Source organism: Rhizobium sp. 05N49 (genome assembly GCF_056396805.1).
The window spans coordinates 188599-205080 of sequence record NZ_JBFTME010000007.1 but is presented as its reverse complement, the minus strand read 5'-3'; the positions used below and the strand labels follow the sequence as shown (position 1 = coordinate 205080).

At 59.7% G+C, this 16482-nt stretch carries 19 protein-coding genes; 9 read left to right on the top strand and 10 right to left on the bottom strand.

Annotation, left to right across the window (positions count from 1 at the left end):
* Positions 1-456 carry a 6,7-dimethyl-8-ribityllumazine synthase gene (locus AC1DF8_RS16435; protein ID WP_112544653.1) on the bottom strand — a complete coding sequence of 152 codons (456 nt, stop codon included), beginning with the start codon at positions 454-456 and terminating at the stop codon, positions 1-3.
* 342 nt (positions 457-798) lie between these two features.
* Between AC1DF8_RS16435 and AC1DF8_RS16430 the strand changes: the two genes are divergently transcribed.
* From AC1DF8_RS16430 to AC1DF8_RS16420, 3 genes are all read left to right on the top strand, one after another.
* Positions 799-1158 (top strand): hypothetical protein, encoded by a 360-nt coding sequence (locus AC1DF8_RS16430; RefSeq protein WP_112544657.1) that lies wholly within the window; start codon positions 799-801, stop codon positions 1156-1158.
* Between the two features lie 122 nt (positions 1159-1280).
* A complete protein-coding gene (locus tag AC1DF8_RS16425; protein ID WP_112544659.1) occupies positions 1281-1775 on the top strand; it encodes a cupin domain-containing protein in 495 nt (164 codons plus the stop codon).
* Between the two features lie 43 nt (positions 1776-1818).
* Positions 1819-2334 (top strand): GNAT family N-acetyltransferase, encoded by a 516-nt coding sequence (locus AC1DF8_RS16420; protein ID WP_113204711.1) that lies wholly within the window; start codon positions 1819-1821, stop codon positions 2332-2334.
* Here the strand turns inward: AC1DF8_RS16420 and AC1DF8_RS16415 are convergent.
* The 7 genes from AC1DF8_RS16415 to AC1DF8_RS16385 form a co-directional block, all read right to left on the bottom strand.
* Positions 2315-2935, bottom strand: a complete 621-nt coding sequence (locus AC1DF8_RS16415) for a riboflavin synthase (RefSeq protein WP_478154186.1) — start codon at positions 2933-2935, stop codon at positions 2315-2317. The genes AC1DF8_RS16420 and AC1DF8_RS16415 overlap by 20 nt on opposite strands.
* Positions 2935-4131 (bottom strand): bifunctional diaminohydroxyphosphoribosylaminopyrimidine deaminase/5-amino-6-(5-phosphoribosylamino)uracil reductase RibD, encoded by a 1197-nt coding sequence (ribD, locus tag AC1DF8_RS16410; protein ID WP_478154185.1) that lies wholly within the window; start codon positions 4129-4131, stop codon positions 2935-2937. The genes AC1DF8_RS16415 and ribD overlap by 1 nt, the downstream gene beginning before the upstream one ends.
* A gap of 2 nt (positions 4132-4133) precedes the next feature.
* Positions 4134-4610, bottom strand: coding sequence for a transcriptional regulator NrdR (nrdR, locus tag AC1DF8_RS16405; protein ID WP_112544665.1), 477 nt, complete (start codon positions 4608-4610; stop codon positions 4134-4136).
* Between the two features lie 111 nt (positions 4611-4721).
* Entirely contained in the window at positions 4722-6020 is a 1299-nt protein-coding gene (gene glyA, locus AC1DF8_RS16400) for a serine hydroxymethyltransferase (protein WP_112544667.1), read from the bottom strand.
* Between the two features lie 179 nt (positions 6021-6199).
* A complete protein-coding gene (locus AC1DF8_RS16395) occupies positions 6200-7501 on the bottom strand; it encodes a L,D-transpeptidase family protein (RefSeq protein WP_113204699.1) in 1302 nt (433 codons plus the stop codon).
* A 640-nt stretch (positions 7502-8141) separates the two neighbouring features.
* Positions 8142-8654, bottom strand: coding sequence for a transcriptional regulator LdtR (ldtR, locus tag AC1DF8_RS16390; protein WP_112544669.1), 513 nt, complete (start codon positions 8652-8654; stop codon positions 8142-8144).
* Positions 8655-8782: 128 nt separating this feature from the next.
* Positions 8783-9220 carry a DUF6163 family protein gene (locus AC1DF8_RS16385; RefSeq protein ID WP_112544670.1) on the bottom strand — a complete coding sequence of 146 codons (438 nt, stop codon included), beginning with the start codon at positions 9218-9220 and terminating at the stop codon, positions 8783-8785.
* 135 nt (positions 9221-9355) lie between these two features.
* Here AC1DF8_RS16385 and hemB point away from each other — a divergent pair, with 135 nt between their 5' ends.
* The 6 genes from hemB (at position 9356) to AC1DF8_RS16355 (ending at position 13406) form a co-directional block, all read left to right on the top strand.
* A complete protein-coding gene (gene hemB, locus AC1DF8_RS16380; RefSeq protein WP_113212471.1) occupies positions 9356-10369 on the top strand; it encodes a porphobilinogen synthase in 1014 nt (337 codons plus the stop codon).
* A gap of 73 nt (positions 10370-10442) precedes the next feature.
* Positions 10443-10901, top strand: a complete 459-nt coding sequence (locus tag AC1DF8_RS16375; protein WP_112544671.1) for an RDD family protein — start codon at positions 10443-10445, stop codon at positions 10899-10901.
* Between the two features lie 182 nt (positions 10902-11083).
* Entirely contained in the window at positions 11084-11860 is a 777-nt protein-coding gene (locus AC1DF8_RS16370) for an arginyltransferase (RefSeq protein ID WP_020487538.1), read from the top strand.
* Positions 11860-12738 (top strand): DMT family transporter, encoded by an 879-nt coding sequence (locus tag AC1DF8_RS16365; protein ID WP_478154184.1) that lies wholly within the window; start codon positions 11860-11862, stop codon positions 12736-12738. The genes AC1DF8_RS16370 and AC1DF8_RS16365 overlap by 1 nt, the downstream gene beginning before the upstream one ends.
* Before the next feature lie 57 nt (positions 12739-12795).
* A complete protein-coding gene (locus tag AC1DF8_RS16360; protein WP_112544673.1) occupies positions 12796-13017 on the top strand; it encodes an AbrB/MazE/SpoVT family DNA-binding domain-containing protein in 222 nt (73 codons plus the stop codon).
* Entirely contained in the window at positions 13014-13406 is a 393-nt protein-coding gene (locus AC1DF8_RS16355) for a type II toxin-antitoxin system death-on-curing family toxin (protein WP_478154183.1), read from the top strand. Before AC1DF8_RS16360 ends, AC1DF8_RS16355 begins: the two co-directional genes overlap by 4 nt.
* On the opposite strand, the gene AC1DF8_RS16350 is transcribed toward AC1DF8_RS16355, so the two are convergent.
* The gene (locus AC1DF8_RS16350; RefSeq protein WP_478154182.1) at positions 13396-13893 is read right to left on the bottom strand and encodes an SRPBCC family protein; all 498 of its coding nucleotides are present in this window, start codon (positions 13891-13893) and stop codon (positions 13396-13398) included. The two genes, AC1DF8_RS16355 and AC1DF8_RS16350, sit on opposite strands and share 11 nt — an antisense overlap.
* A 167-nt stretch (positions 13894-14060) precedes the next feature.
* The gene (gene parC, locus AC1DF8_RS16345) at positions 14061-16316 is read right to left on the bottom strand and encodes a DNA topoisomerase IV subunit A (protein WP_478154181.1); all 2256 of its coding nucleotides are present in this window, start codon (positions 16314-16316) and stop codon (positions 14061-14063) included.
* Between the last annotated feature and the right edge of the window lie 166 nt (positions 16317-16482).

The window sequence follows — 16482 nt, the reverse complement described above, 5'->3', positions numbered from 1 at the left end:
TTATGCACCCAGCTTCTTCTTCAGCTCGATCATCGTGAGAGCTGCACGGGCGGCAAAACCGCCCTTGTCCTTATCTGAACGGCGCGCACGCGCCCATGCTTGTTCATCGTTCTCGACGGTCAGGATGCCGTTGCCGATGGCCAGAGACTCGCTCACGGCGAGATCCATCAGGGCACGCGAGGACTCGTTCGAGACGATGTCGAAATGGTAGGTCTCGCCGCGGATGACCATGCCGAGGGCGACGAAACCGTCGTATTGCGTGCCGTCATTATCCGCGCCATCGAGCGCCATGGCAATCGCCGCCGGAATTTCCAGCGCGCCGGGCACGGTGACGACGTTGTAAGTGGCGCCAGCCTCTTCCAACGCGAAGGTCGCGCCTTCCAGAAGAGCATCGGCCATGTCGTCATAGAAGCGTGCTTCGACGATCAAAATATGGGGAGCGGTCTCTTTCGGCATGGGTCACCTTCAGTTGGCGGGGCATTTTCCACTCAGGCAGGCCGCGGTCAAAACATGCCTTCGAGCGAATGGCAAGCAAATTCGGGCGGCGCTCTCGGAGGAAAGACAAAATATCTGCAATGGGATAGCTGGACCCGTCTTTATCAGACGCTACGGCGCCAAACCCATGCGTAGCCAGGCAGCTAAAAAGTGGCAAAACCAAGGCAGGCTTCGTGAACAATTTGTAATTGCTTTTCAGTGGCTTAAGTCATTGAAAGATCAATGCTGCAACGCCAAATCTTAGTCGTAACCAGACGATCCCTGTAGACAGCCGACCGTCGCGGTAGACGAAAGGATACCATCATGAACCGCGTTGCTAAAATCGCCATTGCCGCAGCTTTCTCGTCCCTTGCATTCGCCGGCGTTAGCCGGGCTGAAAGCCTAGGCATGAATACTGCAGCGGGTATCGAGCAGACGCTTCGCAGCTTCCACGGCAATGACTTCAACGTCGAGCCCGTCTATAACTGGCACCACCTCGACGACGAAATGACCGGCCCGCGATCTGCCCCTCAGCGCTCGCAAAGCGCTGTCCACGCCATTCAGGCTTCCATCGACGCCAACAAGTCGCTGGCACACCAGCTCAACAATGATGGTGTCAATATCCGCAATGTCGTGAACGCCGAACAGGCAGCCGACGGCAGCATTACGTTCTACGTTCGCTGAGGCTGCCGACTTGGCAGGCGAGTATGGGCGGTTATCTCCTCGCCGCCCATACCGTCTTTGACGAAATCACTGTTGCATTTTCCGCCGGATAGGATTGTCTTCTCGCCAAAGCGGAGGACTCTATGGCGACGAATGCGAAACCGGTCATCAACACGGCCGATCTGTCCCTCGAACACTGGACGAGGGGAAGCCTCTTCGAAAGCCGCGATACGTCTTTCGGAAAGGATCTTGGGCTTGCCAATCTCGGCATAAGCTACAGTGAAGTACCATCAGGCAAATCCGGCTGCCCTTTCCACAACCACCATGTGGAAGACGAACTTTTCTACATCATCGAGGGCACAGGCGAATATCGCTTCGGCGACCAACGCCACCCAATCAAAAAGGGCGATGTACTGGGCGCTCCCTCGGGCGGGCCGGAAACTGCCCATCAGATCATCAATACCGGATCAACGCCGCTTATCTATCTCGGCCTGTCGACCAAGGCGAAGACCGAGATCTGCGAATATCCCGATTCCGGCAAGTTCCTCGCCAAGACCAACCGCGACGGCAGCTCCTTCGACCATATCGGCAGGGGAGAGAACGCTCTGGACTACTGGGATGGAGAGCCCGGATTCTGATATCAGCTCCGTCATCGCAACTTCATTTCAGAGCAGCATTTTCATGACTGATATTCCGACACTTGAAACCGGGCGGCTCATTCTGCGCCCGCATCGCCGCGACGATTTCGACGCGCATTTCGAACTCTGGCGCGACGAGGATGTGGTGCGCTTCATCAGCGGCGTGCCCTCCACCCGCGAGCAGAGCTGGGCGCGGCTGCTGCGGATTGCCGGCATGTGGCACTACATGGGATTCGGTTTCTTCGCGATCGAGGAAAAGGAAAGCGGCCGCTTCATCGGCGAAGCGGGTTTCCTGGAGGCCAAGCGAGATATGCAGCCCTCGATCGAAGGGACGATGGAGGTGGGCTGGGCACTGATGCCCTCAGTCCACGGCAAGGGCTACGCCACCGAGGCACTGAAGGCGATCATCAGCTGGGGCGAAGCACAATTTCCGGCACGGCCGATGACCTGCATTATCAGCCCGGACAATATATCATCGCTGAAGGTCGCCGAAAAACTCGGTTTCAAGGAAATGGCGCGGGCGGACTATAACGGCCCGATCATTCAGTTTTCGCGCTAGGAAACTCGGCAAGCCGGGCCGCGTAACGGGCCATCGTATCGACCTCGAAATTGACGAAGTCACCAGCCCTGCGTTCGCCCCAGGTCGTGACCTCCAGGGTATGGCGGATCAGCAGCACATCAAAATCCGTGCCGTCGACGGCATTGACGGTCAGTGATGTGCCGTCGAGTGCAATCGAGCCCTTGGGCGCCACAAATTTCGCGAGATGGACCGGCGCACGCAGGCGGAAGCGGGTCGCATCGCCCTCCTCCGTCACCGACAGGATTTCAGCCTTGCCATCGACATGGCCTGACACGATATGGCCACCAAGCTCGTCGCCGATCTTCAGCGAACGCTCGAGATTGATGTGGCTGCCCGCCTGCCAGCTGGATACGGTGGTCAGGCGCAGTGCCTCTTCCCATGCCTCCACCTCGAACCAGCGGCCGTTGCTGCCCTCCTGCGGCAGACCCGTTACCGTGAGGCAGATGCCCGAATGCGAGATCGATGCGCCCATATCGATGGTCGTCGGATCGTAATTCGTCGCGACACGGAGCTTAATGCCTTCCTTCAACGGCGAAACGGATTCGATCGTGCCGACATCAGTGACAATTCCGGTGAACATCAATTCTCTCTTTCGTATTCGTCCAGGCGGTCCGCGCCGAATATGTAAGTGCCTCTGTGGGCGAAACCGGATGGTATGTCGGTTGCCTGCAGCGGGGATTCAATACCGCCCTCGCCGATGACGACAGGCGCCTGATAGAGCTGAATGCGATCAACGAGACCGGTTTGGAGGAAAAGCTTCGCGGTCTTAGCGCCGCCTTCCACCAGAAGCGAGGAGATGCCGCGGGTGGCGAGGGCCGGCAAGAGGATTTCCGGGTGGTAAGGATTGCAGTAGAGAACCTCGACGCCGGCTGCTTCGAGCGCACTACGGCGAGCATCCATGTCGGCGGCATCAGCGCTGTCGCCCTCTGGCTCGCCGGGCATGAGAAGAGCGGCGATCGCTTGGGGCGCAGGGGGAATTCCTTCCGCATCTGCCTGCAGCGGCGACATGACTTCATTCGCAACCACAATGACCGGCACGTCGCGCGCCGTCTCGACCAGCTTGCTATCCAGCGGCAACGCCAGAGTGGGATCGAGCACGATGCGGATAGGCGAATGTGCCTCAAGGCCCGGTGTGCGCACAGTCAGCAAGGGATCGTCAGCGACCGCCGTGCCAATACCGACGAGGATGGCATCGGTCTCGGCGCGCAGCGCCTGTACCTGGGCGCGCGCCTCCGGCCCGGTGATCGCCACCTGCCCTACCCCCTCACGGCCGATCATGCCATCGGCGGAAACCGCAAGTTTGAGAGTCACATAGGGGCGGTTCTTCGTCTGGCGGGTGAGATATCCAGCGAGCGATTGCCTTCCTTCTGCCTCCAGCACGCCTGTCGTCACCTCGATACCGGCATCGCGCAGCATGGAAATACCGCGGCCGGATACCCTGATATCGGGATCGGTCACGCTGATGACGACGCGCCCGACGCCATAGGCGATCAGCGCGTTGGCGCACGGCGGCGTCTTGCCGTGATGCGAGCAGGGTTCGAGCGTGACATAGGCGGTTGCACCGCGGGCAAGTTCACCGGCTTCGGCGAGCGCCTGGGGCTCGGCATGCGGGCGACCGCCAAGTGCCGTCACGGCGCGGCCGACGATCGCGCCGTCGCGAACGATGACACAGCCGACGGATGGATTGGTGGACGTCTGGCCCGTGTGCCATCGCGACAGCCGGATCGCGGCTGCCATGAAGCGTTCGTCCTCAGGCCGCGCGATCCCCTCGCCCATGGTCATGCGTCCAGCGGATCGCGGGCGATCTTGGCGTTGAGCTCTGCGATCAGCTTTTCGAAATCCTCGGCATGCGAGAAATCCCGATAGACCGAGGCGTAGCGCACGAAGCCGACATCATCGAGGCCCTTTAACGCTTCCAGGACCTGCAGGCCGATCTGTTCGGAAGAGATTTCCGTCTCGCCCGAGCTTTCCAGCCGGCGCACGATACCGGAGACAGCACGCTCGATACGGTCGCGATCGACGGGCCGCTTGCGTAGCGCCACATCGAAGGACCTAACCAGCTTGTCACGATCGAAGGGAACCTTTCGGCCGGTCTTCTTCGTAACCATCAGCTCGCGCAGCTGCACGCGCTCGAAGGTCGTGAAGCGGCCGCCGCAATCAGGACAGATACGGCGCCGGCGGATGGAGGTGTTATCCTCCGCCGGTCGTGAATCCTTGACCTGCGTATCTTCCGAACCGCAATAGGGGCAGCGCATGCCTTCTCCTTCAGCATCGGCCCGAAAATCGGAATCGATTTTCGGAAAGCCTGATGCGWAGATTCAAAGAGTTAGAGCGTCCTTTGTGCGCCCGAACGGGCGCACGGCGCTCTAGCCCATGTAATCATACATGGGGAAGCGATCGGTCAGATTCACCACCTTGCCGCGGACGGCAGCCTCGACGGCAGCATTGCCCTCGTCGGAATTGGCGACCTTCAGGCCATCAAGAACCTCGACGATGAGGTTACCGATCTCGCGGAATTCCGCTTCCTTGAAGCCGCGCGTCGTGCCGGCCGGGGCGCCGAGGCGCACGCCAGAGGTGACGAAGGGCTTTTCAGGGTCAAACGGGATGCCGTTCTTGTTGCAGGTGATGTAGGCGCGTCCGAGTGCGGCTTCCGCACGCTTGCCGGTGGCATTCTTCTTGCGCAAGTCGACCAGCATCAGGTGGTTGTCGGTGCCGCCGGAGACGACGTCGAGGCCGCCTGCGACAAGCGTTTCGGCCAGCGCCTTGGCGTTCTTGACGATCTGCGCCGCATAATCCTTGAATTCCGGCTGCAGGGCTTCGCCGAAGGCAACAGCCTTGGCGGCGATGATGTGCATCAGCGGACCGCCCTGGAGACCCGGGAAGACGGCCGAATTGAACTTCTTGGCCAGATCCTCGTCATTCGTCAGGATGACGCCGCCGCGCGGGCCGCGGAGCGACTTGTGGGTCGTGGTCGTCGCAACATGGCAGTGCGGGAACGGCGACGGATGCACGCCACCGGCAACGAGACCGGCGATGTGGGCCATGTCGACCATCAGGTAGGCGCCAACCGAGTCGGCGATCTCGCGGAAACGCTTCCAGTCCCAGATGCGGGAATAGGCAGTGCCGCCGGCGATAATGAGCTTCGGCTTGTGTTCTTTCGCCTTGCGCTCGACGTCGTCCATATCGAGCAGGTTGTCGCCTTCGCGCACGCCGTAGGACACGACGTTGAACCACTTGCCGGACATGTTGACCGGCGAACCATGTGTCAGGTGACCGCCCGAGTTCAGGTCGAGGCCCATGAACGTATCACCCGGCTGCAGCAGCGCCAGGAATACTGCCTGGTTCATCTGCGAACCGGAATTCGGCTGAACGTTGGCGAAGTTCACGCCGAAAAGCTTCTTGGCGCGCTCAATCGCCAGTTCCTCGGCGATATCGACGAACTGGCAGCCACCGTAGTAGCGCTTGCCCGGATAACCCTCGGCATATTTGTTGGTCATGATGGAGCCCTGGGCTTCCAGAACGGCACGGGAAACGATGTTCTCGGATGCGATCAGTTCGATCTCATGCCGCTGACGACCGAGTTCCTTTCCGATCGCGCCGAAGATTTCCGGATCGACGTCTGCAAGAGAGCGATTGAAGAAGGATTCGGTGGAAGCATTGGTCATTGGCGGGCTCCTTCACTGGAATGCGGAAGGTATTAGCGCCCCGCCGATGCGAGGGCAATACGAAGAACGACATTTGCTGGGCTAAGCGCGCGGGGCGAACACTTTGCGTGGAGTCCGGCCTCGCTGAAATGAAAAAAGCCGCGCAACGGCGCGGCTTTCGTGAATTTAGTGAGCCGGACTTACTGTACCGGCTGCTCCATGCCCGAAGTGGTGTCCAGCGCCAGTTCGGCATTGCCGTCCATCTCGTAGATGTCGTCGCGGAACTGGACGACGCCGTCGGGCATGCCCCAGGCCGAGATATAGACGAAGTAAACAGGCACTTCGGTCGCGAGCTTGATCGGCGTGTTGGTGCCGCTGGCGATGACCTGTTCCATCTGCTGGCGGTTCCAGCCGGGCGTTTCACGCAGCAGCCAGTTCGACAGGTCGCGGACGTTCTGGACGCGCACGCAGCCGGACGATTCAAAGCGCATGAGCTTGTTGAACAGGCCCTGCTGCGGCGTGTCGTGCATATACTCGCCGTTCTTGTTGTAGAAGTTGATCTTCGTGGACGCCATGGCGTTGATCTTGCCCGGGTCCTGACGGAACATCAGGTTCGGCGCCTCACCGTTCCAGTCGACGGTCTCGGGAGCGACTTCGTTGCCCTTGCCGTCGATCAGGCGGATGGCATTCTTTTCGAGATAGGTCGGATCCTTGCGCATCAGCGGCACGATGTCCTTCTCGACGATGGAGCGGGGTGCCGTCCAGTACGGATTGAGAATGACCTCGTAAACCTTCGAGTTGACGAGATGCGTCGGGCGGCTCAGGCGGCCGACAACCGCGGTATGGCGCGTCGCAACGCTGCCGTCTTCAACGGCTTCCACATAGGCGGCCGGAATGTTGACCATCAGGTGGCGACGGCCGAGATCTTCCGGGAAAGTCTGCAGGCGGATGAGGTTGGTGTTCAACTGCTGCAGGCGCACATCAGCCGGAATGTTCATCGCCTTCAGCGTGAATTCGCCGAGCACACCATCGGCTGGCAGGCCGTGACGGGCCTGGAAGCGCTTGACGGCACCATCGACATAAGAATCGAAAGCATTGGAAAGACCAGCCTCACGCGGCAGGTCGCCGGTGATTGCCAGACGCTGGCGCAGGGCCTGGACGGTGGGGGAGCTGACGCCGAGCTGCAGGCGCTGGTCGCCCGGATTGACTTCGGGCCAGCCGCCGGCGGACGCGATCTGCTGATATTGCATGATCGCCTGCTGCGTGCTCGGCACCGACTGCGGGCTGAGGATCGGGGTATTGGAAAGGACGGCCGTCGCCGTGCGCGAGGCAGCCTTGGCGTCGAACTGGTCGTCCCAGTTGCCGCGCTTCGGGGCATTCAGGAGCCCATCAAGCGCCGATTGCGCGAATGCGGGTGCGGCAAGCGCGCTGGCACCAACCGTTGCCGCCGACGCCAGGAAGGCGCGGCGTGAGAGAGCTTCAATTCCGTTCTTTTTAGACATTCGTCCCAACCACTCAATGCCACGGTGGAGGAAGCCGCGGCCCTTTGCGATATCCTGCGCCTTAACGCAGATCCCTATCCGTTCGTTCTTCCGGCGCAGCAGGAAATTCCGCCAGTCCCATCACAAGATTGCGAGCAACCTGGATGGTGCCAATGGTCCGTCGAGGACGCCGGCTATCGAATATTCCGCTGTCACATCAATATGGCCAATTCGTGTTGCCGGGCCGGAAGACAGACTGCCGGTTGCCGGAAACCGACGCAACGCACCAAATGACGGGTAAACCGTGAGGGTTAATAACGACTAAAAAACGGCTTGAATACGGGGCTTTTCGCTTGGCTGGAGTGCGTTGCAAAGATGCCACGCAGGGGCGAGCGGATGTCTTTGAGCGTTATCAAGGTGTCCGGTCGTGCCAAAGGCCGACACGCTTCCGTCTGATCGACAGCAGGCCTTTGACACAACGGCAGAAAAGCGCCTCGCGGAGGGAAACCGCGTGCGCTTAAGTTGCCGATGGAGGTCGGAAATCGCCGGCGTTCAAGTGGCGAGCGATCCACGCCACCTGTGCCATCTCGTGCCCCGTTTAGGCGGCCAACGCCGGCCAGGGCATTCTGGTGTTCATACCTGGGGACAGATCGTAATCTTCTTACAGACGATAAAGGATCTGATCGTTCCAGAAGCGATCCAGCCGCTGCAGGAGCTTGTTCATCTGCGTAAACTCGTCGGTGCCGATGCCGCCGACCTTGTCGATCGAGGCGATGTGGCGTTCGTAGAGCCGGGCCACCGTTTCGGCGATGTCCTGGCCGGTTTCGGTCAGGCTGATGCGGACCGAGCGGCGGTCGATGCGCGAGCGCTGGTGGTTGATGAAGCCGAGGTCGACCAGCTTCTTGACGTTGTAGGAAACGTTCGAGCCGAGATAGTAGCCGCGGGAGCGCAGCTCGCCGGCAGTGAGTTCGGAGTTGCCGATGTTGAAAAGGAGCAGCGCCTGGATGGCGTTGACGTCGCTGCGGCCCTGACGGTCGAACTCGTCCTTGATGACGTCGAGAAGACGGCGATGAAGACGTTCAACAAGATGAAGGGATTCCATGTAAAGATCACGGATGCCCTGCTCGTGTGCATGGAAAGTCGATGCCGCCTGCGGCTTGATTTTCGTGTTCATTTGACTGCCTCACTGTTTTGTTTGGCGGTGTCGTTTTCTTCCCGCCTTGAGTGAGACCCTATCGAATACATATAAAATTCGACTTAAACCGCAGGCTTAACAGAGACTTACGAAAACCCCTTGATGTATCAGGGTAAATCAACGCTTACCTGACGACGCTGCCGGCGCCGCTCCAGCCACAGGGAAAGCCTGAAAATCCAGTAGATGACGGCCACGATCACATGAAGCAGGATGATCAGCCGGTTGGCCCCGAAGATCTGCGGCAGCAGGCCGTACATGAGGATCTGGCCGCCTGCGGCCAGCACCCAGATGACCGGCCCCCAGGAAACGGTGAGCCAGAGGCCGAGCGAGGCAACCGGGAAAAGAACGGCAAGGCTGGTGCTTGCGACCTTCCATGGCAGGCTCAAGAGATCGAAGCGGCCGGCGCCGACCAGCGAGTAACCGACGAGCATCGCCCAATACTGAAGACCGAACCAGAAGCAGGAAACGGCGACGAGCCGCAGGAAGAAGATGAAGAGGATATCCGTCAGYGTCCGTTTCGGCATCGTCGGAGAATCGGTTTCCATGGGCGAGACATCACACTCAATGTTACGGCTTCAGTTTCAGGCTTTCATCCGCCRCGGCCAATCGTCCGGTTTGGATTTTCCAGGGCGCATGATAATGAGCGCTCCAATAAATGGAATGGCCCAGGGACAGATATCATGCAGGACAAGACACATCTCGTCGATGAAATCACCGGTCATCGGCGCATGCGGCGCAACCGCAAGGCCGACTGGACGCGGCGGCTGGTGCAGGAAAACCGCCTGACGGTCGACGATCTGATCTGGCCGATCTTCATCGTCCCCGGAACCGGCATCGTCGATCCGATCGCCGCCATGCCGGGTGTCAACCGCATGAGCGTCGACAAGGCGGTCGAGGCGGCGAAGGAAGCGGCCGATCTTGGTATCCCCGCTATCGCCACCTTCCCCGATATAGAGATGGAATTGCGCGATGAGACAGGGTCGAACAGTCTTGTCGCCAATAACCTCATCAATCAGACGACGGCTGCCATCAAAAAGGCAGTGCCCAATATCGGCATTATTACTGATGTGGCGCTCGACCCCTTCACCAGCCACGGGCATGACGGCATCCTGCGCGACGGCGAGATCGTCAATGACGAGACGGTCGACCAGGTCGTCAAGGCCGCGATCCTGCAGGCCGATGCCGGCGCCGACATCATTGCTCCCTCGGAAATGATGGACGGACGCATCGGCGCGATCCGCCGCGGGCTCGATGCCGCCGGGCATCAGAGCGTCGGCATCATGTCCTATGCAACGAAGTTTTCCTCCGGCTTCTACGGGCCCTATCGCGAGGCGATCAATACCAAAGGCCTGCTGAAGGGCGACAAGAACAGCTATTACATCAATCCGGCGAACGGTACGGAAGCGCTGCGCGATGCCGCCCTCGATGTCGAGGAAGGCGCAGACATGCTGATGGTGAAGCCAGGGCTTGCCTATATCGACATCTGCTGGCGCGTGAAGGAGGCTTTCGGCCTGCCGACTTTCGCCTATCAGGTGTCCGGCGAATATTCGCAAATCAAGGCTGCAGCCATGAACGGCTGGATAGACGGCGAGCGGATCATGATGGAGACGCTGCTTGCCTTCAAGCGCGCCGGTTGCGACGGCATCCTCACCTATTTTGCGCCGGAAGTGGCGAAAATCCTCGCAAAAAGGTGATTTTCGGGCGAATTATTGTATTTCCCCCGGACGATACCATATCAGCCGCATCGTCTTTCGAAGGGAGATATGGATGAGCTACAACCCCAATCCGCTTTATGCCGCACCGGAGGACTGGCGCGCCTATAGTGGTGTGCTCAGCCGTCGCGTCTTCGCATTCATCCTCGACTATGTCATCGTCGCCCTGCTCTGCATTCCGGCGGCGATCGTGGTGTTCTTCCTTGGGATCGTCACGTTGGGGCTCGGCTTCATCCTTTATCCGGCCCTGTTCGTCATCGTCGCAGGCCTGTACTTTGGCTTGACTGTCGGCGGTCCATCGCAGGCTTCGCTTGGCATGCGTGCGATGGGTATCGCGATCGTGCGTGTTGATGGAAGGCCGATGGACTTCATCCTGGCCGTTGCTCACCTGGCACTCTTCTGGATCCTGAACTCGGTGTTGACGCCGCTGATTCTGCTGGTCGGCCTGTTCACGGAACGCTCGCGCCTGCTGCACGATTTCCTCGTCGGCACGGCGACGATCCGCACCAACTGATTCCTTCGCGGCGGGGACGAAATAAAGTCCCCGCCCGCCCTTTGCCGGCCACAAAAAGGCGCCATATCCAAGAAATCGAATATTCGATTGCGCGGCACTGAATGCCGTGCTGTTGACGTTTTTTATTCTTGCGTCATGCTGTCTGGAATGACAGGCGCCCCGAAAGGAAATCTCCGCAAGAGATGAATACCCAGACTACGCCATCCCCGCAGTTTTATCTGACGGCTCCGGCTACGTGTCCGTATCTGCCGCATGAGATGGAGCGCAAGGTCTTCACTCACCTCGTCGGTCCGCGCGCTGCAGAGATGAACGACATTTTGACTCAGGGCGGCTTCCGCCGTTCCCAGAACATCGCCTACCGCCCCGCCTGCGAGGCCTGTCGCGCCTGCGTGTCGGTGCGGATCCTCGCGCAGGAGTTCGAACCCACCAAATCGATGAAGCGGGTGCTGGCGAACAATTCCGATATCATCGCGACGGAATTCCCTGCCCAGCCATCGAGCGAGCAATATTCGCTCTTCCGCCGCTATCTCGATTATCGCCACCAGCAGGGCGGCATGTCCGACATGACCGTGCTCGACTATGCGATCATGGTGGAAGATACGCATGTGAATACGAAGATCATCGAATATCGCCGACGCGAGGAAGGCTCCGGCCTGGAGACGCGCCCCAAGGGCGAGTTGCTTGCCGCTGCGCTGACCGACACGATGAGCGACGGCCTTTCCATGGTCTATTCCTACTTCAACCCAGACCTCGACCGGCGTTCGCTCGGCACTTTCATGATCCTCGACCACGTGCACCGCACCAGGGCGCTGGGCCTGCCGCATGTCTATCTTGGCTACTGGGTTCAAGGATCGCGGAAGATGGATTACAAGACGCGCTTCCAGCCGCAGGAACATCTGACGCCGCGCGGCTGGGAACGTTTCGATCCCTCTTCTCTCGAGGACGATCCGCAGGACTGATGCCCCTTCCCCACCTTTCCGATCATCGGAAGGGCCTGCTGCTGACGGCGATCGGCGGGCTGGCACTTTCCATGGACATTCCGCTCGTTCGCCTCGCCCATGGCGATATCTGGTCGATCCTCAGCGCGCGAAGCCTGGCGACGGTTCTTGCCACATTCGTCATCCTGGTTGCGATGCGCCTGTTCTCCGGCAGGTGGCCGCCGCTCGTGCCCGGTCGCCCCGGCCTCCTGGCCGGACTGCTCTACGGGCTTTCTTCCGTCACCTTCGTCTTGGCAGTCTTCAATACGTCCACGGCGAACGTCGTCTTCATCGTTGCCTTCAACCCGATGTTCGGAGCACTGCTGTCGTGGCTATTTCTCAAGGAGAAGCCGCAGCCGGTGACCTTAATCGCCATGCTGTTCATGATCTTCGGCGTCGGCCTGATCGTGCGCGAGGGACTTTCGAGCGGCCACGTCTTCGGCGACGCCATGGCGCTTTTAAGCGCGCTGGTGCTTGCCGCCGCCATCACAGTCGGTCGTGCCTCGCGCCGGGAGATGGGCTTCGTGCCGCTGCTTGCCGCAATCCTGCCGGCAGCACTCGGCCTGGTGCAGGTCCTGCCTACGGGACTTTCAATCGCTCACCCCGGATGGATCGTCTTCAACGGCGCCATCATGATGCCGGTCGCCTTCTGGTGCCTGGCGACGGGACCGCGATATCTTTCCGCGCCTGAAGTCGGGATGTTCTACCTGTTGGAAACGGTGCTTGCACCGATTTGGGTCTGGCTGATCTTCGCCGAAACGCCAGCCTCGATGACGCTTGTCGGCGGTGCGATACTGGTTGCGGCGATCGCCGCCCATTCCGTCTGGATGGCGAGGGGCAGAAACGTTCAACTCGCTTGATTGGCAAGTGATTACGACCTATCTATTGTTATAACTCTGTTATTACGGGAAGCGATTATGAACGTCACCATCCGCAAAATCGGCAATTCGGAAGGGGTCATCATTCCGAAGGAAATACTTCAACGTCTGGGGCTCAGTAGTGGCGACAGCCTTGAGTTGCGCGAGACGGACGGCACAATCCAGCTGGTCCCGGAATCCGCAGATCTCGCAGAGCAGATGCGCGCTGCACGCATCGGCATGGAAAAATATAGGGTTGCCCTTCGTGAACTCGCGAAATGAGTCGTTTGAAGTGGCTCAGCCGGGAAGCGATTGAAAAGATGCATGAAGAGCAGATCACCGAACACGGAGGTCTGCCAGGGCTTCGCTCTTTCGATTCATTGGAAATGGGCTTGGCACGACCGATTAACAAAGCCGCTTATGGCGAGCCGGATATTTTCGTGTTGGCAGCAGCGTATCTTCATGGAATCGTTAGAAACCATCCCTTTGCGGACGGCAACAAGCGCACCGGTTACCTCGCAGCTTTTACATTTCTCTATATCAACGGCTACCTTGTCGACACTGACAACGCGCAGATCATCACATTCGTGCAGGATGTCGCGGCAGGCGAAATAGACGAAGACGGCGCAACCCGCTTCCTGCGCGATCACACAGTTCCGCTCACGCCGTAGCGCCTGCAGACTGGCCGGCTTCGGGGTTCGATCGTTTCGAACCTGGCGAAAGCTCCAGTTCCCGATCCAGCCCTTCGACGATATGTGTCCAGCCCTGACGGGTCTTTTCCTCGTATTCCGCCCATTCCGCGCACATCTCGTGCGTGAGGGTCAGGCGGCTGCCGCTGCCGAGTGGTTCGATGTCGATTTCGACGCGATCGCAATTATGGTCGTGTTCCTCGACCGAGAAGCAGAACACGATGTGTCTGGGGCGCTTCAGCTCCAGGAATACGCCGTGATGAAAGGCGTCGCCGGTCGGGCGGCGGTCGACGATGATGAAGCGGCCGCCGACGCGCGGATCGATATCGGCGCGCACGACATGGCCGTCATCGGTTGCGAATAAAAAGCGGCGGGCGATTTCGGGATTGAGCCAGGCATCATAGACCGTGGCAGGGGGCGCCCTGTAGCTGTGGGCGACATGCAGTTTGATGGTATTTGCGGCGGCCATCGGCATTCCTCCGTTGTGTTCTCACGCTCTTCCAAGCGCACGGCTTATGGCCATCCCGCCCGCCCGCGGAACGACATTGCCCTTCTTGTTGGCCCTTCTTTTTGGTGACAGGACTGAGATAGAGGAATTGCTCCGCCCGCCAAGGGCGGAGCCTCAAAATTCCCGGATCAGCCGGCGAATTTGCCGCTGCGTGGAAAGCCCTTCGGCACAGTGCGGCCGGCGGTGGCGCGGTCGGCAAGCCACTCGGCGAGCTCGTCCTTGTTCTTGGTGAAGGTGCGGCCGGCACTGTCTTCCCAGCTCAGGCCATCGGTGATGGCAAAGCAGCGAACGTCGGAAATGCCGCCATCCTTATAGCGCTGCAGGCGCACGCCCTTGCCGCGCGTCATTTCCGGCACCTGGCTCAGCGGGAAGACCAGCATCTTGCGGTTCTCGCCGACGACGGCGATGTGATCGCCGGTCACGGGCACGAGAAGCTTGGTCTCATCCGGCATGGAGACGTTCATGATCTGCTTGCCCTTGCGGGTATTGGCGACCATTTCCACTTCCGGCACCACGAAGCCATTGCCGACCGTCGAGACGATCAGCATCTTGCGTGCCGCATCGTGGACGAAGGCAGTCAATACGTCCTGATCGTTTTCCATGTCGATCATGATGCGCAGCGGCTCGCCATGGCCGCGGCCGCCGGGCAGCTTGTCGCCGCCGAGCGTGAAGACCTTGCCGCCGGTCGTGACGATCAGGATCTTGTCCGTCGTCTGCGCCGGGAAAGCCACCTTCAGGCCGTCGCCTTCCTTGAAGGCCAATGTGGACGTATCGGAAATGTGACCCTTCAAAGCGCGGATCCAGCCCTTTTCGGAGACGACGACAGTGATCGGTTCCTTCTCGATCATCGCGTGCTGGACGGCCTCTTCGTCGGCATCGGGCGCTTCGGCAAACTGCGTGCGGCGGCGGCCGATCTCGGTCGCCTTGGCGAATTTCTTCTTCACCTCGCCGATTTCCCAGGAGACTGTCTGCCACTGCTTCTCGTCGGAAGCGAGCAGCGCCTCGATATCGGCCTTTTCCTTGGTGAGCTCGTCGTGCTCCTTGCGGATCTCGAATTCTTCGAGCTTGCGCAGGGCGCGCAGCCGCATGTTGAGGATCGCCTCGACCTGAACGTCGGTCAGGTCCCAGCGTTTCATCATGACAGGCTTCGGCTCATCCTCTTCGCGGATGATACGTATCACCTCATCGATATTGAGGTAGGCGACGAGCAGGCCGCCGAGGATTTCGAGGCGCCTGTCGATAGCAGCAAGGCGGAAGCGCGATCGGCGCTGCAGGACCTCGCGGCGATGCTGCAGCCACTCCTTCAGCACTTCGTTCAGCGCCATGACGCGCGGGATGACGCCCATCGACAGCACGTTCATGTTCAGCGGGAAGCGGCTTTCGAGCTCCGTCAGCTTGAACATGGATTCCATGAGGATGGTCGGATCGACGGTGCGGCTCTTCGGCACCAGGACGATGCGGATATCCTCGGCCGATTCATCCCTGATATCTTCCAGCAGCGGCAGCTTGCGGGCGATCAGGAGCTCAGCGATCTTTTCGATCAGGCGCGACTTCTGCACCTGGAAGGGAATTTCGGTGACGATGATCTGGTAGCCGCCGCGGCCGAGATCTTCCGTCTCCCATTTCGCACGCACACGAAAACCGCCGCGGCCGGTGCGGTAGCTCTCGATGATGCTTTCTTTGTTATCGATGATGATGCCGCCGGTCGGGAAATCCGGGCCGGGGATGAATTCGACGAGCTTTTCGACCGTGGCATCGGGATGCTTGATCAGGTGGAGTGCGGCGTCGCAGATCTCGTGCACATTGTGCGAGGGAATGGACGTCGCCATACCCACGGCAATGCCCGAAGAGCCGTTCGCGAGAAGGTTCGGGAAGGCACCAGGAAGAACGATCGGTTCGGAATTGGATTCGTCGTAGGTGTCGCGGAAATCGACGGCATCCTGATCGATGCCTTCGAGCAGCAGTTCGGAGACCGCGGTCATCTTCGATTCGGTGTATCGCATGGCGGCGGGACTGTCGCCGTCGATATTGCCGAAATTGCCCTGGCCGTTCACCAGCGTATAGCGCTGCGAGAAATCCTGCGCCAGGCGCGCCAGCGCGTCATAGATCGACTGGTCGCCATGCGGATGATAGTTACCCATCACCTCGCCGACGATCTTTGCGCATTTCCTGAAGGCCGCATTCGGCCGCAGGCCCATGTCGTTCATCGCATAGACGATGCGGCGATGGACCGGTTTCAGGCCATCACGCACATCAGGCAGAGCGCGGTGCATGATGGTCGACAGCGCATAACGAAGATAGCGCTCTTCGAGCGCCGCCTTCAGGTCGACCGGTTGAATATTGTCGCCGTCTCCGCCGGAAGGCGGTAAAATCTCTTGTCCCATGGAACCTTGACTAACTCAGAAACCCCTGTGGGGCAAGGAATCCGGGCGCTCCGGCTGTGGATGACGTCTTCATGCTGACACGAAAGCTGTAAAAGGTGACAGCTGAATTTGGACTCTGTTTGCCTATCCTCTCAATAAAAATTTAGGGGTCTGCAAATATAAAGCC